Here is a 24,010-nt window from a genome sequence, read left to right as displayed (position 1 = left end):
GACAAGGAGCTGGTACAATTGATTTATAAACTTATTTACGGGGTTCCTGATGTAAATAGCGAAGCCGTGATTAAAGAAAAAAGAGTTAAAATGCTTCAAAAAAGTGAAAAATATAAAATCGAAAATATTTTCGAAGATATTTCTTTAAAAAAGGAAGGAGAATTTTTAATATTAGAGAAGAAAATAGAAGAAGGGATGATTTTTGGATTTGGTGATAAAGTAGGGCAATTTAATAGAAGAGGAAAGCAATATATATTCTGGAACACCGATAATTTTACTCACCATCCAGGTTCTGAACCTTTATATAAAAGTTTCCCGTTTTTTATTTTTATAAATGAAAATAAAAAGTATGGAATATTTACAGATTATCCGGGATATATGGAAATTGATTTGGATAGCGAAGGAAAAAACATAATAACATTTAAAATTAAAGGAGAAGGATTTACTCAGTATGTTATTTTAGAAGAAAAAATAGACAAATTATTAAAAAGTTATCTATATTTAACAGGTAAAAATGTAGCTTTTCCTTTCTGGAGTCTTGGATATCAACAAAGTAGATGGAGTTATTTTTCAAAAGAAGAAGTTTTAAATTTGGCAAAGACTTTTAGAGAAAAACAAATTCCCTGTGATGTTATATGGTTAGATATAGATTATATGGATAGTTATAAATTATTTACATGGAATAAGGAAAAGTTCTCTGATCATAAAGAAATGCTAGAAGAATTGCATAAAATGGGATTTAAAGTGTCTGCAATACTAGACCCAGGAGTTAAGGTTGAAAAAGGTTATGAAGTATTTGAAGAAGCGAAAGATAGATATTTTTTAAAAGACAATATGGGAAAAGATTTCGAAGGTGCAGTCTGGCCAGGTAGAGTTAGGTTTCCTGATTTTACAAGCAAAAATGTCAGAAAATGGTGGTCGCAAAAAGTTAGAGAATTTGTAAAAGATGGCATTGATGGAATATGGAATGATATGAATGAGATTGCAATTTTTGGAACCGATGAAGATATAACACATGCAAAAGAAAAATTGGAAAATTTAAAGTTAGAAGATGGAATAGGTGTTGCTGGAGCATTTGGGGAAATTGGTTCCATACCAAGGAAAGATAGAGGCTATGAAATTATACATTTAAATGGTAAAAAACATTATAAATTGAGAAATGTCTATGGTTTCAACATGATACGTGCTACTCAGGAAGGATTTCAAAAAAATTATAGAAATATAAATATAACAAGAGCAGCATATTCAGGAGTGCAAAGGTTTGGCGGTGTCTGGACTGGTGATAACCATAGTTGGTGGGAACATATATTACTTGAAATCCAAAGAATTATGTCTCTGAGTTTAGTCGGAGTTTTTAATACAGGTTTTGATGTAGGAGGGTTTGGTGGAAACACATCTGCAGAACTAATGGTAAGGTTTATGCAATTAGGTTCTTTTATGCCACTATTTAGAAATCATTCTGCGATTGGAACGAGAAGGCAAGAACCTTGGACTTTTGACAAAAAGTATGAAAAAATACTAAAGAGGATAATAGAGCATAGATATAGACTTATTCCTTATTTGTATAGTGAATATATGATAGGCATATTAAAGGATATTCCATTAATAGCACCTTTATTTTTGCATTTTGAAAAAGATAAAAAAACTTATCAGATTGATGATCAATTTATGGTTGGAAGAAATATTATAGCTGCACCTGTCTATAAACCTGGAGTAAAAAGCCGTTTAGTATATCTTCCAAAGAAGTCCTTTGATTTGAACAATAATAAATTCTTAAATAAAGGATGGCAGGAGGTAAACGTAACATTAGAAGAAATACCTCATTTTGCAATAGATGGTTCAATTATTTTCATGCAAGAGTCAAAACAATATTTAGAAAATTCATACAACGATGAAATTTTTGGAAAAGTATTTGCTTATAGTGGTAAAGCAATAGGTTATTTTTACGAAGATGATGGAAAAACAAATAATTACAAAAAAGGAATGTATAACTTATACAAGTTTGTTTATAACCACGGCGAACTTAAAATAAAGAAAATACGTGAAGGGTATAAGCACAAAAAACGTAATTTTTCTTTTGAAATATATACAAAGACCAGCATAGAAAAGATAAATGCAGAATTTTAGGAGGTGTAATTATGCAATTTGGAGAATGGACAAAAGAGTTATTTGGGCGAAAAATGATAGTTCAACATGGAAAAGTAGCTAAACAATCAGCTGGTTCCGTCTGGGTGCAATTTGGGGATAGTGTAGTCCTTGCTACAGCAAATATTTCTGATAGAACTATAGAAGGAGTAGATTTTGTTCCTTTAACAGTTGAATATCAAGAAAAATTTTATGCTGCTGGGAAAATTCCTGGAGGATTTATTAAGAGAGAGGGGAAACCTTCTGAATCTGCAATACTTTCTGCAAGATTAATTGATAGACCAATAAGGCCTCTATTTCCAAAATATTTAAGAAATGATGTTCAGTTAATTGTTACTGTATTATCTGTTGATAGTAATACTCCACCAGATGTAACTGGAATAATTGCAGCTTCACTTGCATTAAATGTTTCAAAGATTCCATTTGGGGGTATCGTTGCAGGTGTAAGATTGGGATATGTTGATGGTAAATTTGTTGTTTTTCCAACTGAAGAACAGCTTGAAAAAAGTAAACTAGATATTGTTGTTGCCGGAAGTAAAGATGCTATTACAATGGTAGAAGGCGAAGCAAAAGAAGTAACGGAAGAAGAGATGGTAAATGCATTAATGGTAGCACACGAAGCTATCAAAGAGATTATTAAATTTGAAGAAGAAATTTTAAGCCAGTTTAATGTAGAAAAAATGGAAATTGAAGAGCCAAAACCTAATGAAACATTAATAAGTAAATTTGAAGAAATGATATCAGAGGAAGAATTGAGGAATAAACTTCTAATTAAAGAAAAGCTAGAAAGATCTTCAAAATTAAAGGAATATAGAGATCAAATACTTGAAAAGCTATTTGAAAATGTTGAGATGGAAGATGATGAAAAAACTTTACAAGAATCCTTATTGAAAGAGTATTTTGACGAGAAGACAAAAAAATTAATGAGAAAAATAATTATTGAAGAGGGAATTAGAGCAGATGGTAGAAGAGTTGACGAGATTAGACCTATTACTTGTGAAGTTGGAGTACTTCCAAGAACCCATGGTTCAGCATTGTTTACAAGAGGTGAAACTCAGAGTTTAGGGATTGTAACCTTAGGGGCTCCTATGGAAGAACAAATAGTGGACACAATAATGGAAGAAGGCACAAAAAGATTTATTCTACATTATAATTTCCCACCATTTTCTGTTGGTGAAGTAAAACCATTAAGAGGTCCAGGAAGAAGAGAGATAGGTCATGGTCATCTAGCTGAAAGGGCATTAAAAGCTGTTGTGCCAAGTGAAGAAGATTTTCCATATGTTGTAAGGGTTGTCTCAGAAATTCTCGAATCAAATGGTTCATCATCAATGGCTACTGTGTGTTCCGGTTCACTAGCATTAATGGATGCTGGTGTTCCTATAAGAACTCATGTAGCTGGCGTTGCTATGGGACTTATAATAGAAGATGGCAAGGAAGTTGTTCTTACAGATATTCAAGGATTGGAAGATCATTGGGGAGATATGGACTTCAAAGTTGCTGGCACGAGAAATGGAATAACAGCTTTTCAAATGGATTGTAAAGTTGCAGGTGTTGGTGAGGAATTACTTAAAAGGGCTTTGCAACAAGCAAAAGAAGCACGTATGAAAATTCTAGATATTATGTTCAATACTATAGAAAAACCAAGAGAATCACTATCACCTTATGCCCCATTAATTGTAACAATTGAAATTGATCCAATGAAAGTAGGAGAATTGATAGGTCCTGGAGGTAAAGTTATTAAATCTATCATAAAAGAATATGACGTAGAAATTTCAATTGATGATACTACTGGTAAGGTTTCAATTTATGGAAAAGATCAAAAGAAGGTTAATGAAGCGATAGAATATATTAAGACGATTACTAAAGATATTGAAGTAGGAGATGTTTTTGAAGGAAAAATTACAAGAATTGAACCTTATGGTATTTTTGTTGAATTAATGCCTGGAAAGATTGGTCTTGCGCATTCAAGTAAACTTGGTGAAGATTCTAAAAACTTTAAGGAAAAATATAAAATAGGTGATACTATAAAAGTTATTGTTGTTAATATAGATGAAAATGGAAGAATACAACTTGGGAAAACTAATTAATAATAGGTGATATGATGAAAAAGGTTGCTCTAAACAATGGCTTAGAAGTATATTATTACAAAATTGATGAAATTAGATCTGTAACAATAGCTTTTAATGTAGGAGTTGGTTCAGTATATGAATCAACCGATCTTCTCGGAATTTCTCACTTTATAGAACATCTTTCTTTTAGAGGAACAGAAAAATATTCTATGAAAGAATTAAAATTAACTGTTGAATCAGTTGGAGGCTTACTTAATGCATGGACGGATAAGGAAAATACTGTATACTATGCCAAAGTACCTTCATCAATGGCTTACGAAACTTTTGATGTATTAAAAGAAATAGTTTTTTATCCAGTTTTTAAAAAAGAGGATTTGGAACTTGAAAGAGAGATTATTTACCATGAATATCTATCAAATAAAGAAGAACCTTTAAACAATTTATATGAATTAATGTTTCAAGAAGGAATAGATGGACCCCACTCAAAACCTGTAATTGGCTTTGAAGAAACTATAAAATCAATAGGATTGGACGATATAAAAGAATTTCATGAAGAATTTTATAATCCATACAATGTAAAAGTGATAATAGTTGGCCATTTACCTGAAGAAGTTTTTGGTAAAATTTTAAAAGATTTAGAGAAAATTAAAAAGCCTGGTGAAAGAACTATAAAACATAAGAGCATTATTAAACATGGTATCATACGAAGAAAAATAATGAAAAATGCAAATCAAGTGCATATGTTATATGTAACTGATGGTTATTCATTGCAAGAAACAGATAGATATGCAGCTATTGTTTTGAATACTATTTTAAGTAGTGGAATGAGCTCATATTTTTTTGAAGAAATAAGGGAAAAAGAAGGCCTTGTTTATGATATTTATACTTCAAATCTTTCACATAAAAATTGGGGGATTTTTAATATTTATGCGGCAACTTCAATAGAAAAAGTTCAAAAATTTCATGAGAAGATGTTAAATTCAATTAATAATTTTAATTTAACTGATGAATTATTTGAATACGGTATTAAAAGATTAATTGGAAAGCTTGAACTTTCTACTGAAAATACTTCAACTTTAACGACACTTATAATTGAATATATATCAAATGAAGTAGAGCCAGAATTACCTAACGATATTGTTTCTAAGATAAAAAATATTACAAAAGACAATGTGAATAATGTTTTTGAAAAATTGTTTAGCTCTAAATGGTCATTATTTTATGTGGCAAATGAAAATATTGATTATTTTGATAAACTTGGAGGGGTAAAATTTGATTATTTGGAAAAACGTTAATAAAGTAAAGCCAGGCGAAAAGCTTGGTGAAGATGTTTATGATCCTTCAGGTTTTATTGTCTTACTAAAAAAAGGTTCAATATTAAAAGAAGGAGATATCGTTCTTCTAAAAAACAGAGGAGTTAATTCTCTTCCAATATATGAAGAAGAAATATTTATTAGTAGTGAAGTAGAGCCAACAATTGATTATGAAAACTATCGAGTCCTCTCTGAGGAATTAGAAAATGCATTCAATGAAATTAAAAATGGTCAAATGAATATAAGTACTATGGTTGAACAATCTGAAAATATTTTGAATGAGGTATTGAAAAAAATTGATGAAAAAATATTGAATTTGTTAAACAATGATTCAAAACCTCTTATAAGACATTGTATAAATGTAGCTGTAATTTCCTCAATAATTGGGATAAATTTAGGTTTTGACCGCGAATTACTAACAAAGCTAGTTATTTCTTCATTTTTGCATGACTTATCACATGACAAGCCAATTCGTGATGTGATAAACTATTATGATACTCACCCAATAAAATCAGCAGCGTTAATAAAGAATTACTTTGAAACAAATAATGATATACTTCTTGGAGTTTTACATCATCATGAGAGATATGATGGGAAAGGATTTCCAAGAGGTTTAAAGGAAAGCTCAATACCAATTTTCTCAAGAATTATTGCTGTTGCAGATGCTTATGATACTTTGATTAGTAAGGATTTTCCTGGTGATGCTTTAACCCCATATGAAGCTTTAAAATTTATAATTATTAATTCTGGAAAGTACTTTGACCCCCAAATTGTTTCAAAATTTGTCCATTATGTTGGAATATATCCAACTGGTACGATAGTCGAGCTTAGTGATGGTAGAAAAGGTGTGGTTCTTAAAGTATCTAATGGTGTGTTTCCCATTGTAAAGGTAGAAAATAGGGAAATTGACATAAAAAAAGAGAAAATATCAATAAGAAAAATATTAAAAGAATAGGAGGAAGAAATATGAGTGATTTTGATAAATTAACACCTAAACAGATTGTTGAAGAACTAGATAAATATATTGTTGGACAAAGTAAAGCTAAAAAAGCTGTAGCTATCGCTATTAGAAACAGAATTAGAAGGCAAAGATTATCAGACGAATGGAAAAAAGAGATTACTCCAAAAAACATACTGATGATAGGGCCAACCGGTGTTGGTAAAACTGAAATTGCAAGAAGACTTGCACAATTGTCTGGTTCTCCATTTTTGAAGATAGAAGCAACAAGGTTTACTGAAGTTGGATATGTAGGAAAGAATGTTGACTCAATGATAAGAGAGTTGGTAGAAATAGCTGTTAATATGGTCAAACAACAAAAAATGAAAGAAGTTGAAGAAAAAGCAAAGTTAAATGTTGAAGAGAGAATTTTAGATGCATTGGTTCCTTTGAAAAAGAGAACACAAATTCCATTTGCAAATATTTTTGGAATGCAGATGGAAAAACCACAACAAACTGATGACTATTCAGAGAATTTAAGAAAAAGAGAAGAGTTAAGAAGAAAATTACGTTCTGGAGAACTTGATAATGAGGAAATTGAAATCGAGATTGAAACCTCAAATTCTCCAATTGGTTTTATTGGACTTCCAGAAATGGAAGATATTGGTATGGATTTATCAAACGTTCTTGGAAATATATTTCCAAAACAAAAAAAGAGAAGAAAAATGAAAATTTCTGAAGCAAAAAAAGTTTTGCTTCCTATAGAAGAAGAAAAATTAATTGATATGGACGAAACAGTCCAAACAGCTCTTGAACTTGCGCAAAATAGAGGAATTATATTCATAGATGAAATGGATAAAATAGCAGCTAAAACAGGGAGTGCTGGACAAGACGTTTCAAGGCAAGGAGTTCAAAGAGATTTATTACCAATTGTTGAAGGTACTACAATAACAACGAAATACGGCCCAGTAAAAACAGATTACATATTATTTATAGCAGCTGGAGCATTTCATGTTTCAAAACCTTCAGATCTTATTCCAGAACTTCAAGGTAGATTTCCAATAAGAGTCGAACTTGAGCCTCTAAAGGAAGAAGATTTTGTAAGAATACTAGTTGAACCAGAAAATGCTCTTACAAAACAATATCAAGCGTTATTATATACTGAAAACGTACAATTAGAATTTACGGATGATGGAATAAAAGAGCTTGCAAGGGTTTCTTACAAATTAAATCAAAAACTTGAAAATATTGGAGCTAGAAGACTTTATACAGTGCTTGAAAAAGTCTTAGAAGATGTATTGTTTGAAGCACCAGAAATAGAAGAAAAAGTAATTGTAGATTCTGATTATGTAACAAAGAAATTAAAGGGAATAATCGAAGATGAAGATTTAACTTCATACATTTTGTAGGAGGGGAAATTAAGTGAAAACTGCTACAAAGAAAAAGCTTAAAGAGTCTTTACTTGCTTATTTGTTTTTATTACCATCTCTTATAGTTCTAGGAATATTCGTTTTCTGGCCAGTCGGTTTTTCCTTTGTTTTAAGTTTTTTTAAATGGGATTTTAGAAATATGAATGCCCCTTACTTTAATGGTTTTGATAACTATATAAGTATTTTTGAGTTTGACTATCCTCCAAAATATTCATTTTTTGGTAGCTTTATTTTTTCAATTGGTTACATTTTAATTGCTATATTGATTGTTATTACCTTTTATACATTAATCACAGTATTTAGTAAAAAAAAGAACACCATTTTACTTTTACTAAATGTCATTCCGATTTTATTAATCCCATTTTTAAAAAACATAAATTTGTATCTTATGATTTTCTTTAACATTGTAGTTTTTATTTTGGTATTTTACAACTTTAAAAACAGTGAACAAATGAAACTGTACAGAAACTATACATGGTTAAATGTAGCTGCTATTATTTTCACTTATGTTATGATAGAAGCAAGCAAATTTAACGAAAATGGTTTATTAAACTTTTTTATGGACGCTAAAGACAAAAATTTATTTGTTAAAGCTTTGGTTAATACTTTTTATTATGTTATTTTAACCGTTCCTATTACTCTTGCAATATCACTTTTCCTTGCGGTTCTTTTAAATTCTAATATAAGATTTAAAGTGTTTTTCAGAACAAGTTATTTTATACCCTTTGTTACTTCTGTTGTTGCTGTATCACTAGTTTGGAAATGGATTTTTAATGATGAATTTGGTCTTTTAAATTATTTTTTATCATGGTTTGGTATAGAGCCAATAAGGTGGCTTAAAGACGAAAAGTGGACAATTCCAACAATTGCTATTGTTTCTATCTGGAAACAAATTGGATATGATGCAATTATTTTTCTTGCTGGTTTACAAAATATTGACCAATTTTATTATGAAGCTGCAGAAGTTGATGGTGCAAATTCGTGGCATAAATTTTCAAAAATTACTTGGCCTCTACTTTCACCAACAACATTTTTCTTATTAATAGTTTCTATGATTGGAGCATTTAAAGTTTTTGCCCAAGTTTATGTTCTTTACGATGGTTTACCAGGTCCATATAATAACAGTGGTATGACAATGGTATATTATGTTTTTGACCTTTTTTACAGGCAACAAAGAATGGGAATTGCAAGTGCTGCTGCGTATCTTTTGTTTGGCATAATTTTAATATTTACAGCTATTCAATATAAAGTTGGAAATAAAGTCGTAGAATACGTATCGTGAGGTGAAAGTGATGAAGAAATTGATTATCTATTTATTACTATCAATTGGCTTCGTTGTTATGATTATGCCTTTTGCATGGATGATTGTTACTTCTTTTAAACTCCCAAGTGAAGTTCAACAATGGCCGCCTAAATGGTTTTCAAAAAATTTCTTTTCTACACGACAAGTAAAAGTTGAAACAAAAATTGGAGCATTAAGAACACTGAAAGGCATAAGCTTAAGTGAGGCTCTAAGTTTTACATCATCAAAAGATGACAATCAAAATGTTCTAAATATATCAGTTGAAGATGATCCTTTTTATCGAGGGAAAATGATAATAGATATAACTGGATACGATTATATTGAAAGGGCTTCATTAGATAATTTTAGTAAATGGATTAAATATTTGAAATTTCCACAGCAATTTTCGACTGAATCCCCAGAAAAGTTCTTTGAAGAAGTTTTTCTCTTTTATAATAGCGGAAGTTCTCCTTATTTTAAAAGACTAAACTATATTTCAAATCTTGAGACGAAAATTAACAATGCAATATCTGGAATAGAGCTAGTGGATAAATTTGTGGAGAGAAGAATTTCAGATAAGAGCGAACAAACAAGATTTAAAGATTTCCTAAATAAAGCTAAAGAAAGTCTCATTACTTTAAGAGAAGATATATTAAAATACAAAGCAGGTAAATCTTTAGTATTAACTAATGATGAAATTAACCGACTTTACAAGCTTTTAGTTTCTATAAATTTAGTCTATGATAGCAAAAATGAATTAACAAATATTTATAATGCAAAGGTTGTAAATGTCATTTCACAAGAAAAGGATTACATTAAATTTTATTTAGAGGTGTATAAATACTTCAAACAATTACAAATTAAAAGAGTTGATAAACCAATTATTGCAAAAGTTATGACAAAAAATGAACGAATAGCATTATTGAAAGAAAATTTAAAGAAATTACCTGAGTCAGAAATTTTAAACAGTCTAATTACTTCAGAAGATTTTGATAATCTTCCTGAAAAGTTTTCTAAAAAAATTGACAACTATTTTTTAAATGAATATAAGGTTGAAACATCATTTCTAAATAATTTGAAAAGTTTAGTTGTTACTTATAAGAATCTTTTAATTGAAGAAGGAATCGATTATGAACAAATTTTAAAGAATGGAAGTTTTGATAATTTGTTAGATATTTCTGATAAAATATTAAGTGATAGTAGTTCATATAGAATATTAAAAGCAAAGATTGGAAGTATTTCTGATGAATTAGAAAATTATAAAAACTTTTTGAAAAATTTAATTCTACTTACTGATCAGCTTGACTTAGTAAGAAAGGTTTATAATAATTCAATGAATTCATGGAGGATTATTGATGCCCCAGAATTTGTTAAAGCAGTTAGAGTAAGAAATGGTGAAGTTATAGAAATTGAGTTGAATGGAATTGCTCCTATTTATCTAAGCGATGACAATTTATCAACAATAAATCTTTCATTTACATTTGGTGAAATAATAAAGAATATATTCCAAAATTATGTTGATGCATGGAAAGCTGCGCCTTTTGGTCAGTATTATATTAATACCGTTTTTGTCGCGACAGCAACAACAGTATTAGAAGTAATATTAGCATCTATGGCTGCTTATGCATTTTCTTGGATGAATTTTCCTGGAAAAAATGTTTTGTTTGGTTTGTTCTTAGCAACAATGATGGTACCTGGTGAAGTTTTATTAGTACCAAATTTTATAACTATTTCAAAATTTGGTTGGATTGATACATACTATTCGTTAATTATTCCTTGGATTGTTAGTGTTTTTGCTATATTCTTAATGAGACAACATTTTCTATCAATTCCAAAAGAACTATTTGATGCTTCGAAAATAGATGGTTGTTCACACTGGAGATTTTTATGGCAAATAGTTGTACCACTAAGTAAGCCCGTAATAATAACTGGTGCTCTCTTAAAATTTGTTGGAAGCTGGAATAGTTTCTTATGGGTTTTAATAGTAACTAATTCTGATAAATATAGAACATTACCGGTTGGTCTTCAAAACTTTAGTTCAGATGTTGGAACACTATATAACCAGTTAATGGCAGCTGCGACATTTTCAGTACTTCCAGTGATCATACTATTTTTATTCACACAAAAATATTTCATTAAAGGAATTGCAAGAACTGGTTTAAAATAATCAAGGAGGGGGTCATATGAAAATATTTCTTGATACCGCTAATTTGGATGAAATAAGGCGTGGAGTTGAATGGGGAGTAGTGGATGGAGTAACTACAAATCCAACATTAATCTCTAAAGAAGGAAAACCTTTTGAAGAAACAATTAAAGAAATTTGCAATGTTGTGCAAGGTCCCGTCTCAGCTGAAGTTATTTCCTTAAACTTTGAAGGAATGATAGATGAAGCAAGAAATCTTGCAAAAATTGATGAAAACGTTGTAATTAAAATTCCAATGACACCCGATGGAATAAAAGCTGTAAAAGTACTTTCAAAAGAAGGGATTAAAACTAATGTTACTTTAATATTTAGTCCCAACCAGGCTTTACTTGCAGCAAAGGCTGGTGCAACGTATGTTAGTCCTTTTGTAGGGAGAGTTGATGATTTAGCAAATGATGGACTCAAAATTGTAGAAGAAATAATGCAAATATATGAAAATTATGATTTTGAAACGGAAGTTATAGTAGCAAGTGTAAGACATCCAATGCATGTACTTGAGGCTGCGCTTATTGGTACCGATATTGCAACAGTTCCATTTAGTGTTCTCGAAAAAATGTTTAAACATCCAATGACTGATCTTGGTATAGAAAGATTTTTAAAAGATTGGGAAAAATATAAAATGGGAAGGTGAGTATTTTGTATAGAACTCATACTTGTGGGGAATTAAATATTAAAGATGTTGGAAAAAAGGTTGTTTTATCCGGATGGGTTGATAGAATACGAGATTTAGGAGGAATAAAATTCATAATTTTGCGAGATAGATATGGTGTAACTCAGATAGTTGTAGATCCAGAATCGCCAGCTTATGAAATTTCGCAACAAATAGGTAGAGAATGGGTAATACAAATTGAAGGAACAGTTTCTGAAAGGCCAGAAAGTACAAAAACGGAAACTCAAACTGGTGAAATTGAAGTAATTGTAGAAAAAATAACTGTTTTATCAAAAGCAGAATTACCTCCTTTTTATCCAGGAGATAAGGTATCTGAAGATTTAAGGTTGAAATATAGATATCTAGATTTAAGAGATAAAAATATGAACAAGAATCTCATTGTAAGGCATAAAATGGCACAAGCTGCCAGAGAATTTTTGAATAAACATGGATTTTTGGAAATAGAAACGCCTTATCTAACAAAAAGTACTCCTGAAGGTGCGAGAGACTTTCTTGTTCCTTCAAGATTACAAAAAGGGAAATTTTATGCACTTCCACAATCACCTCAATTATTTAAACAACTTTTAATGATTTCTGGATTCGACAAGTATTACCAATTTGCAAGGTGTTTTAGAGATGAAGATTTGCGTGCTGACAGGCAACCCGAATTTACTCAAATAGATATTGAGATGTCTTTTGTGGAAATGGAAGATGTTATAAATTTAATGGAAAGCTTTGTTAGGCATGTTTACGGCTCTGTTGGAATAAAACTTCCAGAAAAATTTGATAGAATCACTTATGATGAAGCAATGGAAATGTATGGTAGTGACAAGCCAGATAGAAGGTTTGGAATGGAATTGAAAGATTTAACGAATTACTTTAAGGACTCTGATTTTAAGATTATTAAAAATGTTATAAACAATGGTGGTTCAATAAAAGGTTTTATTACTCGAATTCCTATTAGTAGAAAGATAGCTTCTGAATTAGAAAGCTACGTTAAAGAATTCGGACTTGGTGGCTTGTTATGGTTCAAGCTTGAAAATGGAGTAATTTCTTCGCCAACTAATAAATTCCTTGGTGAATCATATGAGAATATTTCAAAAGATTATAATCTCAAAGATGGAAATGTTCTTCTTTTAGCGGCTCATACAAATAGAGAGCAGTTAAATACTGCACTTGGAGCTTTAAGATTAAAAATTGGAAGAGAGTATTTTAAAGATTTGGAAAAGGGGTTTGATGCGTTATGGGTTGTTGATTTTCCATTTCTTGAATGGAACGAAGAAGAAAGAAGATATGTTGCTCGCCATCATCCATTTACAATGCCTAAAAACATTGATTCAAAACTTGAAGACATTAAAGCCTATGCATATGATATGATATTAAATGGAAATGAAATTGGTGGAGGTAGTATAAGAATACACAACCCTGAAATTCAAAGGAAAGTTTTTGAAATAATTGGGCTAACTAATAAAGAAGCAGAAGAAAAATTTGGTTTTTTGTTGGAGGCTTTAAAGTATGGTGCGCCCCCTCATGGAGGAATAGCATTTGGTTTTGATAGAATGGTTTCAATTGCTTTAAAAACCTCTTCTATTAGAGATGTAATAGCATTTCCAAAAACTACGAGTGGTACTTGTCAGCTAACAGGTGCGCCATCAAGTGTAGATAAAAATCAACTGGAAGAATTATCAATAAAATTGGTTGATATTAAAGAAGGAGGGGATGAAAATGAATAACACTAAAGTAGAATTTATTGAAAAAGACCAATATACAATTGCAAAGGTTACAGGCGATATTGATGCATATCATTCAGCAGATGTAAAAAAAGATATTAGGGAAAAAATGTTAGCAACTGAAAAAGCTAAATTTGTGATTGATCTTTCAGAAGTAAATTATATAGACAGTGCAGGGCTTGGAAGTTTAGTTGCAATATTAAAAGATGCTAGATTAAACAATAAAGAATTAGCTTTGTTGTCTCCAAAACAATCAGTTATGAGGGTATTTGAAATGACTAGGTTGGATAAAGTATTTCATATTATTTCATCATTAGAAGAATTATAGGTGATAAATTATGCCTTGTAGAATAGCAATAGATGGACCTGCGGGTTCTGGTAAAACTACTGTTGCAAAAATTCTTGCCAATAGGTTAGGTATTTATTATCTTGATACAGGTGCAATGTATAGAATAATTGGGCTTTATCTTGATGAGAAAGGTGTTGAAAATGATTCAGATATTGAAAAAGAACTATCAACAATAAAATTAGAGTTTATAAATGGAGATTTTTATCTTAATGGTAAAAGGGTAGGAGATGAAATAAGGACCCCTTATGCAGGAATTTGCGCTTCAAAATATGCAAAAAAAGCTATTGTTCGTAAGTTTTTGACTAGGATACAGCAAAAAATTTCTAAAAATGAAAATATTGTAGTAGAAGGCCGTGATATTGGAACGGTAGTAATTCCTGATGCTGAAGTTAAGATTTTTCTTGTGGCCTCTACAGAGGAGCGTGCAAAAAGAAGATATAAAGAACTATTAGATAAAGGTGTTAATGTTTCATATGAAGAAGTTTTAAATGAGATCATTTTAAGAGACAAACAGGACACAGAAAGAGAAATTGCCCCTTTAAGACAGCCAGATGATGCTATTTTAATAGATTCAACTAAATATACAATAGAGGAAGTTATTAATAAAATTTTAGAGGTGGTACTAGAAAGATGCAAATTAAAATTGCAAAAGGAATAGGTTTTTGTTTTGGAGTAGAAAAAGCTGTAAATGTTACAAAAGAATTGTTGAAATCCGGTAAAAAAGTTTTTACAGATGACGATATAGTTCATAATAAACAAGTAATGGAAGAACTTGAAAGATTAGGGTTATCATATGATAATGGCGATATATATCTTATTAGAGCACACGGCCTTCCAAAGGAGAAAATTGAAAAAATAAAAAAAGATCATAAAGTGGTAGATTTAACTTGTAAAATAGTTTATAACTTATTTAAAACAGTTGAAGAATACGAAAAAAAAGGATATCAAATTGTCGTCTATGGTAAGATTACTCATCCAGAGATGATTGCTCTAAAAAGCTATGTAAAAAATGCTATTATTACTATGGAACCTCTTGTTATAGAAAGTGAAAAAATTTTTGTAGCTAGCCAAACAACAATGTCATACAAGGATTTTGAAATTTTTTATAATAAATTAAAAGATATTTCAATTTACAGTGAACTTAAAATATTTAATAGTATTTGTAAAATTACACATGATAGAGAGATAGAAGTAGAGAAAATTTCAAGAGAAGTAGACCTGATGATAGTAGTTGGTGGAAAACATAGTTCAAATACTAAAAAATTATTCAATATTGCATCACAACATACAAAAGCTATACATATTGAAACTATTGATGAAATAAGGGAAATACCCAAGGGGGTCGATAGTGTTGGCATTATAAGTGGAACTTCTACACCAAGAGAAATAGTTGAAGAAATTGCTGCTGGATTAAAAAAACTAGGAGGGATGCTGCAAATGGAAAACAATTTTGAAAAATTGTTAGATTCTTATTTATTTGATAATGTAAGAAAAGGAGAGATAGTTGAAGCAGTAGTTTTAAGGAAAGGAGAATCAGAAATATTTGTAGATTTTGGATGGAAAAGTGAAGGAGTAGTAACTTCGGATGAATTAGTTAAAGACGTAAAAGATTATAAGATTGGTGAAAAACTTTCTCTAATACTTTTGAAAAAAAACGATGATGAAGGTATTGCATATTTATCAGAAAAAATTGTATATTCTAAAAAATTGAAAGAAATATTAAAAGAAAAATTTGAAAAAGGAGAAAAAATAATTGGTAAAATTAATTCTGAAATAAAAGGTGGCTATAAAGTAATAATAGAAAATACAATTCAAGCTTTTCTTCCAAAAAGTGAATCAATGATATTTGATGGAAACATTCCAAAAACTCCTTTGGAATTTAAAATTATAAAATTTGAAGAAAGAGGCAAAAGATTAAATGTTATTCTTTCTAGAAAGGCATTTATAAACGAGCAAAAAGAAAAATTCTTTAATGAAAGAAAAGAAGGAGACATCATAGAAGGAATTGTCAAAAAAATTGAAAAGTTTGGGGCTTTCATTAGAATTTTTGAAGGAATAGATGGATTACTTCCAAATTCTGAAGTATCATATGATACATCTTTAAGAGTAGAAGATGTACTTAGCGAAGGACAATCAGTAAAACTATATATTAAAAAAATAGACAAAGAAAATAGGAAGATTCTATTGAGCCTAAAAGAATTAATGCCTGATCCATGGCAAAATGTAACGAAGAAATACAAAGTTGGAGATATTGTAAGCGGGAAAGTAAAAAATATACTTTCGTATGGTTTTTATGTTAATTTAGAACCAGGCGTTGATGGACTTGTACATATTGATGATATTTTTTGGGGCAGAAGGGGAAGAATTAGTGATATAGTCTCAGTTGGAGATATAGTTAAGGTAATGGTTAAAGAAATAGATCCAAACAATAAAAAGATGAGATTGAGCTACAAAGAAGTTGAAGGAGATCCATGGGAAAATATTGAAGAAAAATATCCAGTAGGAAATACTATAACAGGAACTGTAAGTTCCATACTTGATAAAGGAGTGATTGTTGAAATTGAAAGGGGAATTAGCGGTTTTTGCCCGATCTCAGAAATTTCATGGAATTATATCTCGTCTCCAAAGGATGTTTTAAGTGAAGGCCAAAAAGTCAAGGCTGTTATTACAGAACTTGATAAAGAAAACAGAAAAATGAGGCTTAGCATCAAAAGAGTGCAAGAAAACCCTTGGAAAAAATTTAAAGACAACCACAAGATTGGAGATATAGTTACAGTAAAAGTTATAAAAGAATTAAAATCAGGTTATGTTGGTGCTTGTGAAAATGTTGAAATTTATTTACCAAAATCTCATATTTTGAAAGAAATAACTTTAGGCGATGAATTAAAGGTAAAGATTATACAAATTAAAGAAGACGGTGAAATATTGAGAATTACTGCAAGTGAAAAAGAACTTGAAAATGAGAAAGTTATTGATAGTCTAAAAGAAGAATTTGAGAATGAAAGATACACAACAATTGAAAGGAAGGTAGATAATGCCAACAGTATTGATAGTGGGCAAGAGTAATGTTGGGAAGTCCACTCTTTTTAATAAACTCATTGGTTATAAAAAGTCAATAGTAGATGATAAAGAAGGTGTAACACGAGATGCGGTAAGTGGCCGCGTCTCGTATTATAGCAAAACATTTAATATAGTGGATACTGGTGGAATATTTGAAAACCCTGAAGACGATATAATAAATAAATCAAAAGATTTAACTCTGAAAATGTTAAATGAAGCAGATTTGATTCTTTTTGTTATTGATGCAAAGAACGGTATAACATCTGAAGATTATTATCTTGCTGATATAATAAGAAAGTCTAATAATGATGTCATTTTAGTATCTAATAAATCTGAAAGTGAGAGACGTGTTCAAAATAATTTGCCTGATATTTATAAGTTAGGATTTGGTGACCCAATTTTTATTTCGGCAGAACAAGGAAAAAACATTGACACGTTAATTGAAAAAATAGTCAATGTACTTGAAAGCAAAGGATTATCACTAGAAGAAAATCTTAAAGAAGAGAATCAGCCTATTATTAGAGTTTCATTTATTGGTAGACCAAATGCTGGTAAATCAACACTATTTAATTCCATATTGAATAAAGAAAGAGTTTTGGTAACACCAATACCTGGAACCACAAGAGATTCAGTTGATGAACTAGTAACCATTAATGGAAAAAAATACTTATTTGTTGATACAGCAGGTTTAAGGAGAAAAAGTAAAGTTGATTATAAAAGTTTAGACATGTATAGTAATGTGCGTTCAATAAAAAGTATAGAAAATTCTGATGTTGTAGTAATTTTAATTGATGCTATAGAAGGTATTACGCATCAGGACCAAAGAATTGCTGGAATTGCAGAGAACAGAGGGAAGGCAACTATAGTAGCCTTTAATAAGATTGACCTGATAAAAAACTTTAGATATAAGAAAGAAGAATTTATAGATCAATTTAATGAAAAACTTTATTTTATTAATTATAGCCCATTAATTTTTATAAGTGCAATAAATAAGAAAGGAATTGATAATCTTATAAATGCAATTGATGAAGCTTATAAATCTCTTCATTACAGAGTTCAAACAAGTGCGGTTAATTCGGCAATACAAAGAATGATGGCGTTTACACCACCGCCAAAAGGTCTTAAGATTTTGTATGGAACCCAAGTTGATATACGTCCACCAACCTTTTTGTTTTTCACTAATGGTAAAAAAGTGCCGGAATTTTATCAAAACCATATAAGAAAAACTATTAGGGAAAATATTTATCCATTTGTTGGGGTTCCAATATTCTTAAAATTTAAATCTAGGCATTAAAAATTTTGGGAGGAGGGGGATTACATGAAAAAATTACTCTTTTTAGTTTTTACTTTAATTTTTTCAAGTCTTTTTGCTTTTAAAGTTATTATGGTTACAGATGTTGGGGGGTTAGGAGACGGATCATTTATGGATGGGACATGGTCTGGAATAGTTAGGGCTTGTCAAGAATATGGTATTGAATATGAAGTGATTCAATCAAAAGAACAAAGTGATTACATTAGTAATTTGAGCAAAGCAGCTGAATCAGCTGATGTTGTCTTTGCAGTTGGTTTTTTGATGTCTGATGCATTCTATAAAGTTGCGGAACAATATCCTGAAACCTATTTTGTTGGAATAGATTTTCACCAAGAAAAAGATTTACCAAATGTAATGACATTTACATTTAAAGAACAAGAAGGTAGTTTTTTAACGGGATATTTAGCTGCTGGAATGACTAAAACTGGAAAGGTTGCTATTATTGGAGGTATTCCTATTCCTCCTGTTAAAAGATATGAAATAGGTTTTAGAACAGGAGTTAAAGTCTATAATAGTATTCATAACACTAATGTTGAAGTAAAAGTTGTATATGCAAATAGTTTTACGGATCCAAAAAAAGGAAAAGAATTAACCCAAGCACTGATTAGCGAAGGTGTTGATATTATACAACAAGCTTGTGGTGGTACGGCCCTTGGAATAATAGAAGCAATAAAAGAAGAAAATTTAAAAAATGTTACTAGTAAAGAGCTTAAAGAGTTAATTGATTACATGTATTTAAATGGTGGATATTATATGCTTGGCGGAGATGTAGAGCAAGAGTGGCAGGCTCCTGGACATATTCTTGCAAGTGCTATTAAAAGAGTTGACAATGCAAGTTACATGGGGGTTGTTAAGGCATTTACAGGTGATTGGCATCCAGGAAATATAGAATTGGGGTTAAAAGAAGATGGAGAAGGAATAAGCAGAATGCCATTTACAAAAGGATTGGTACCTAACGGGTTAATTTATGAACTTGAGTATTTAATCAGTCTTGTAAAGCGTGGAGAATTTAAAATTCCAGAAACTGAAGATGAATTAAACGCACTTAGAGTTAAAATTCAGTTTTAGAGATTTTTATATATAAAAAAGGGAAGCGGTAAAATGAAAAAATTGAATTATAACCTTTATATCTTAATTATTATTGCAATTATTTTTTTGCAAGTTATATATTGGTATTTTGTTCAAAGTAACACTTATGGGTTTTTATATTCGTTAAAAAATTCATCACATAATGTTGTTTCAACTTATGATGGAAAATTAAACTTTATTTCATTCAACGAAGAGGGCTTAAAAGAAAATGATTTAAGATTTTTAAAGTCTAAAGGGGTAAACATAATAATTGGGCCAAACTTTAGTAGTAGCATTGCCATTATAGAAAAAGAATTAGAAAAATACGATTTGATAGCGTTATCTCCGAGTATTACTTCGAATGACTTATTAAATAATAAAAATATTTTTTCTCTTGTTCCAATAAATAAAATACAAGTTGGTGTAATTGTTTCTTTTTTGAAAGAAAAAAATATTAAAAATGTTCTTTTAGTACTCGATCCTTTTAATAAAATTTATTCTAAAGATTTTCTAGATATTCTTAAAAGTTTTAACGGAAAGGCTGTATATTTCTATTCTTCAAAGCTTTCAAACATTGTTTTAGATAGTTTTGATGCAATTGTAATAACATTATCCCCTAACTTAGCGCTAGATTTTTTTAACATAATAAGTGATTATAGTGGAATAATTTTACTATCTGATTCAGCAGTTGATAGTTCTTTAATAATATTACCTTCTTACAACAATCTTTATATTGTAGATTTTGGATTTAAAAAAATTGATTGGCCTTTAATAACAATTAATGAGATAATTAGTCTTTTATCTAAACATAAATTTATTTCTTCAGAACAATTCGTGAGTTATTTTATAAATCATACTGTTGTTAATAATCAAGCTTTTACACCGGAAGGTTATTTAATAAGAAATATACGTATTGAAAAATTTGATATATTAAGAAAGGAGATCGCAATTGAAGAGGGGCAAAGTGACTAAGATTAATTTAATTTTATTTATCATTTTAATTGTTATCATAACAATGTTCATTCATGGATTTCTACTAAAGTTAAATATTAGTGATTCTAGTAAATTTTTAGCTAGCTATTTTGATAATTTGATTTCAAGTCGTATATTTTTAAAATCAAAATTGGACAAAAATTTTTTTGATCCTCAAATGAAGATTGATCTTTCAAGAATTTTAATTGAAGGACCTAATGAATACATAAGAGGAATTTACTATTCATCAAATTCGATAAAATATGTTGAAAAATCTGGAAATAATTATATTTTATATGAAATTCCTTTAACGTTGTTTAATTTCAACCAGTCTTCACTTAAGCATTATGAAATATTGGTAAATAATAAAATTGTGTACTCAAATGAAATTTCAAAAATTGGTAGTGAATATCATAGTAATATACTTGATTCAAGATATCTGTCAAAATATGGATTTGAGATAGTAGTAGGTTATAAAAACTCGTTTTTTATTGGATCATATTTATTGATTATCCTACCAACTTTGGTTTTGTTAATGGTTTTCTATTATATTCTCTATAATTTAAGGAAAGATGCTGTGAGTTTGGATATAACTTTAAAGAATTTAAATATAGAATTGAATAAAACTTATGAAGAATTTAAGTCCAAAAGAATTTTGGATTTTAATAAGCAGATAACGAATAACGAAAGAATAAATACTCTTCAGAAAACATTTATTAGAATGTTTGATGAATTTAAAAAAATATTGAATGAACATGAAAAAACCAATGAAATACTAGAAGAAACAATGGCAGAACTGGAGGAGACTAACGCAGAATTGATGGAAAAAAATTTACAAATTATCTCAGCTCTTGCTGAAGCTGTTGAAATTAAAGATTCAGTAACAGGAAATCATTCGAAAAATGTTATGGATTTGTCTATAGAACTTGCTAAAGAGCTTGATGTAAATGATCCAGCAGAACTTGAAGCAATAAAATATGGTGCAATTTTGCACGATATTGGAAAAATAGGAATTCCAGAACATATTTTAAATAAACCTGGAAAATTGGATGATAAAGAATTTGAAATTATGAAAAAACATACTATATATGGTGAAAAAATAATAAAAACTATACCTGGTTGGGATTTAGTGGCAGATGTAATAAGGCATCACCACGAAAATTGGGATGGTAGCGGATATCCAGATAATTTGAAAGATGGTGAAATAAGTTTAAGAGCACAAATAGTTGCAATAGTAGATGTTTTTGTAGCATTAACTGAAGACAGGCCATATAGAAATGGATTATCGGTTGAAAAAGCTATTGAAATTATGAAGGAAATGGTTGGGAGCAAATTTTCACCTGAGCTTTTTGAAAAATTCATTAGAGTTCTTAAAAAACGCGGCTTAATAAATTAGTTGATTTAAATAAAAATTTATGATAACATTATAGCAGACTAAATTTTCGAAAAGGAGGAAAGGATATGAAAAGAACGTACCAACCTTCAAGAATCAAAAGGAAAAGAACACATGGCTTTCTTGCAAGAAAAAAAACAGCAGGTGGTAGAAAAGTATTAAAGAACAGAAGAAGAAAAGGAAGATGGAGACTAGCAGTATAAAACGGTTTGGATTTAAAAAAGAAGAACGCTTGAAGCTCAGGAAAGACATTTTAAAAGTTTATAAGAATGGGAGAAGTGTTCAAAGTAGTTATTTTGTAATTTTGTATTGTAAAAATGGACTAGATTACAGCAAGTTTGCTTTTTCAGTAAAAAAGAAATTTGGTAAGGCAGTAAAAAGGAATAAAGTAAAAAGATGGATGCGTGAAATTGTAAGAACAAATAAAATGAAAATTCCAAAAGGATACGATTATTTAATTATTGTAAGAAAGTTGTTATCAAAGAATTTTAAACATATTCAATTTAGTCAATTTAAAGAAGCACTTTTAGAGTTATTCGAAAGGATAGGCAATGAGGAAAATAATATTAAAGCTGATTAGATTTTATCAGAAATTTATATCTCCTTTAAAACCACCAACATGTATTTATACACCTACATGTTCTGAATATACTTATCAAGCGGTCCAGAAGTTTGGGATTTTTAAAGGTCTTTTCCTGGGCTTCAAGCGTATTTTAAGATGTAATCCATTGCATGAAGGCGGATACGATCCAGTTCCAGAAAAGTTTTATATTTTTAAGGGGAGGCGGTCTGGTTGAAAAGGATAATTGCCGTCATTTTTTTGTTTGCTACACTTATAATGATTGCTGGTACTATTTCTGTGGAAGAAAGAACTGATGGAATATATGTTTTTACAAAATTTATGGAATATAAATTTGACTATAATGGAAACTTAAGTGAAGTATATAGAACTATTGAGAGAAGAGCAAGAATGTTTTTATATTCAAACGATGGTTTTGATATTGAAGGTGTTAGTTCAACACCAACGTTTAGTTGGCAAGGATTAAAGGATGGAGATAAATATACTGAAGTTACATTGAAATTTAACTATTCTGATGAAATTGAAAAAATATATAATTTCAAAGAAGGTCCAAATTACATATTTGATGTATCAGTTATATCTTCGAAAGAAGTTGTTGTTCATGTGCCAAGAGTAGGTTTTGAAAATGATGATAGGCTTAGGAATAACATCTTTTTATCATTTTATAGTAAGGGTGACATAATTTCGATTATAAAATTTAATGGTAATACTCTTGGTGGGAATAGTGTTAAAGGATCAAATTTAAGATTCTTGGTGTATATTGGCCCTTATAAAAAAACTCTTATTAAAAGTGCATTTTCAGATGACTATGATTTGATTTCAGAAATGCTTAAAACAGTATCAGGTGTAGGTGGCTGGTTTGACTTTATACTTTATCCTTTAGTTTATTTCTTTGGTTGGATCAATAATTTTACCAGAAATTTTGGTCTTACAATTATAGTGTTTACAATTATTGTAAGATTTGTTTTATATCCTCTTTATCACTCACAAACAAAGTCAATGATTAAAATGAGAAAGTTACAGCCTATTGTTGAACAAATTAAGAAAAAATATAAAGACCCACAAAAACAACAACAAGAATTACTTAAGGCATATAGAGAAAATAAAATCAATCCAGCAAGTGGATGCTTAATGGCTTTTGTACAACTTCCTATATTCATAATTCTTTACCAAGTTATTAGGTACTATCAAGAAGAGTTTGCTTTTAGTGGTAGATTCCTTTTCTGGAATGACTTAACAGCAGGTGGATTTAGTGCAAATTGGATTTTTTTGGTAATTCAGATATTAGCTGGTTATTATCTAGCACTTATAACTAGCCAAGATTCAAGGACCGCATGGCAGAGCATAATAATGAGTTTTATTTTCCCATTTTTATTCATTGGTTTACCAAGTGGTGTATTCCTCTATTATACGTCAAACACTTTGATACAATTAGGTATAACCTATTATATCTATAAAAAATATAAAATTAAGGGAATTACACAAAGAGAACTTTGGGGATTACCTAATAAGGGGTGA

Annotated in this window: 20 protein-coding genes; all 20 read left to right on the top strand. The window is 29.8% G+C overall.

The window, feature by feature from the left end; all coding sequences use genetic code 11:
• Nucleotides 1–18 precede the first annotated feature (18 nt).
• The 20 genes from HNP65_RS00165 to yidC all read left to right on the top strand — a co-directional run bounded on the left by HNP65_RS00165 (nt 19) and on the right by yidC (nt 24,010).
• Nucleotides 19–2,127 (top strand): TIM-barrel domain-containing protein, encoded by a 2,109-nt coding sequence (locus tag HNP65_RS00165; RefSeq protein WP_184618392.1) that lies wholly within the window; start codon nt 19–21, stop codon nt 2,125–2,127.
• Between the two features lie 11 nt (nt 2,128–2,138).
• Nucleotides 2,139–4,232 (top strand): polyribonucleotide nucleotidyltransferase, encoded by a 2,094-nt coding sequence (locus HNP65_RS00160; RefSeq protein ID WP_184618391.1) that lies wholly within the window; start codon nt 2,139–2,141, stop codon nt 4,230–4,232.
• A 14-nt stretch (nt 4,233–4,246) separates the two neighbouring features.
• Nucleotides 4,247–5,509 (top strand): M16 family metallopeptidase, encoded by a 1,263-nt coding sequence (locus HNP65_RS00155; RefSeq protein ID WP_184618390.1) that lies wholly within the window; start codon nt 4,247–4,249, stop codon nt 5,507–5,509.
• Nucleotides 5,487–6,482: an HD-GYP domain-containing protein gene (locus HNP65_RS00150; protein WP_184618389.1), complete on the top strand. Its 996-nt coding sequence runs from the start codon at nt 5,487–5,489 to the stop codon at nt 6,480–6,482. Before HNP65_RS00155 ends, HNP65_RS00150 begins: the two co-directional genes overlap by 23 nt.
• An 11-nt stretch (nt 6,483–6,493) precedes the next feature.
• Nucleotides 6,494–7,873, top strand: a complete 1,380-nt coding sequence (hslU, locus tag HNP65_RS00145) for an ATP-dependent protease ATPase subunit HslU (protein ID WP_184618388.1) — start codon at nt 6,494–6,496, stop codon at nt 7,871–7,873.
• 13 nt (nt 7,874–7,886) lie between these two features.
• Nucleotides 7,887–9,176, top strand: coding sequence for an ABC transporter permease subunit (locus HNP65_RS00140; protein ID WP_184618387.1), 1,290 nt, complete (start codon nt 7,887–7,889; stop codon nt 9,174–9,176).
• 10 nt (nt 9,177–9,186) lie between these two features.
• A complete protein-coding gene (locus HNP65_RS00135; RefSeq protein WP_184618386.1) occupies nt 9,187–11,343 on the top strand; it encodes a carbohydrate ABC transporter permease in 2,157 nt (718 codons plus the stop codon).
• Nucleotides 11,344–11,359: 16 nt separating this feature from the next.
• The gene (fsa, locus tag HNP65_RS00130) at nt 11,360–12,010 is read left to right on the top strand and encodes a fructose-6-phosphate aldolase (protein ID WP_184618385.1); all 651 of its coding nucleotides are present in this window, start codon (nt 11,360–11,362) and stop codon (nt 12,008–12,010) included.
• Nucleotides 12,011–12,015: 5 nt separating this feature from the next.
• Nucleotides 12,016–13,761, top strand: coding sequence for an aspartate--tRNA ligase (gene aspS, locus HNP65_RS00125; RefSeq protein WP_184618384.1), 1,746 nt, complete (start codon nt 12,016–12,018; stop codon nt 13,759–13,761).
• Nucleotides 13,754–14,086 carry an STAS domain-containing protein gene (locus HNP65_RS00120; protein WP_184618383.1) on the top strand — a complete coding sequence of 111 codons (333 nt, stop codon included), beginning with the start codon at nt 13,754–13,756 and terminating at the stop codon, nt 14,084–14,086. The genes aspS and HNP65_RS00120 overlap by 8 nt, the downstream gene beginning before the upstream one ends.
• A gap of 10 nt (nt 14,087–14,096) precedes the next feature.
• Nucleotides 14,097–14,765, top strand: a complete 669-nt coding sequence (gene cmk / locus HNP65_RS00115) for a (d)CMP kinase (RefSeq protein WP_184618382.1) — start codon at nt 14,097–14,099, stop codon at nt 14,763–14,765.
• The gene (locus HNP65_RS00110) at nt 14,738–17,173 is read left to right on the top strand and encodes a bifunctional 4-hydroxy-3-methylbut-2-enyl diphosphate reductase/30S ribosomal protein S1 (RefSeq protein WP_184618381.1); all 2,436 of its coding nucleotides are present in this window, start codon (nt 14,738–14,740) and stop codon (nt 17,171–17,173) included. The genes cmk and HNP65_RS00110 overlap by 28 nt, the downstream gene beginning before the upstream one ends.
• Entirely contained in the window at nt 17,142–18,461 is a 1,320-nt protein-coding gene (der, locus tag HNP65_RS00105) for a ribosome biogenesis GTPase Der (protein ID WP_184618380.1), read from the top strand. Before HNP65_RS00110 ends, der begins: the two co-directional genes overlap by 32 nt.
• Before the next feature lie 24 nt (nt 18,462–18,485).
• Complete coding sequence (locus HNP65_RS00100; RefSeq protein WP_184618379.1) at nt 18,486–19,547, top strand: BMP family lipoprotein; 1,062 nt, start codon at nt 18,486–18,488, stop codon at nt 19,545–19,547.
• A gap of 33 nt (nt 19,548–19,580) precedes the next feature.
• A complete protein-coding gene (locus HNP65_RS00095) occupies nt 19,581–20,519 on the top strand; it encodes an ABC transporter substrate-binding protein (protein WP_184618378.1) in 939 nt (312 codons plus the stop codon).
• Nucleotides 20,512–21,915 (top strand): HD-GYP domain-containing protein, encoded by a 1,404-nt coding sequence (locus HNP65_RS00090; protein WP_343043429.1) that lies wholly within the window; start codon nt 20,512–20,514, stop codon nt 21,913–21,915. The genes HNP65_RS00095 and HNP65_RS00090 overlap by 8 nt, the downstream gene beginning before the upstream one ends.
• Before the next feature lie 65 nt (nt 21,916–21,980).
• Nucleotides 21,981–22,115 (top strand): 50S ribosomal protein L34, encoded by a 135-nt coding sequence (rpmH, locus tag HNP65_RS00085; protein ID WP_004102791.1) that lies wholly within the window; start codon nt 21,981–21,983, stop codon nt 22,113–22,115.
• Nucleotides 22,097–22,492: a ribonuclease P protein component gene (gene rnpA / locus HNP65_RS00080; RefSeq protein ID WP_184618376.1), complete on the top strand. Its 396-nt coding sequence runs from the start codon at nt 22,097–22,099 to the stop codon at nt 22,490–22,492. The genes rpmH and rnpA overlap by 19 nt, the downstream gene beginning before the upstream one ends.
• On the top strand, nt 22,464–22,709 hold the full coding sequence (gene yidD, locus HNP65_RS00075; RefSeq protein WP_114702442.1) for a membrane protein insertion efficiency factor YidD: 246 nt from the start codon (nt 22,464–22,466) through the stop codon (nt 22,707–22,709). The genes rnpA and yidD overlap by 29 nt, the downstream gene beginning before the upstream one ends.
• The gene (gene yidC / locus HNP65_RS00070) at nt 22,706–24,010 is read left to right on the top strand and encodes a membrane protein insertase YidC (protein WP_184618375.1); all 1,305 of its coding nucleotides are present in this window, start codon (nt 22,706–22,708) and stop codon (nt 24,008–24,010) included. Before yidD ends, yidC begins: the two co-directional genes overlap by 4 nt.

This window comes from Thermosipho japonicus, from assembly GCF_014201655.1.
GTDB lineage: Bacteria > Thermotogota > Thermotogae > Thermotogales > Fervidobacteriaceae > Thermosipho > Thermosipho japonicus.
The sequence above is the reverse complement of the archived record's forward strand: the minus strand, read 5'-3'. Positions and strand labels throughout refer to the sequence as shown.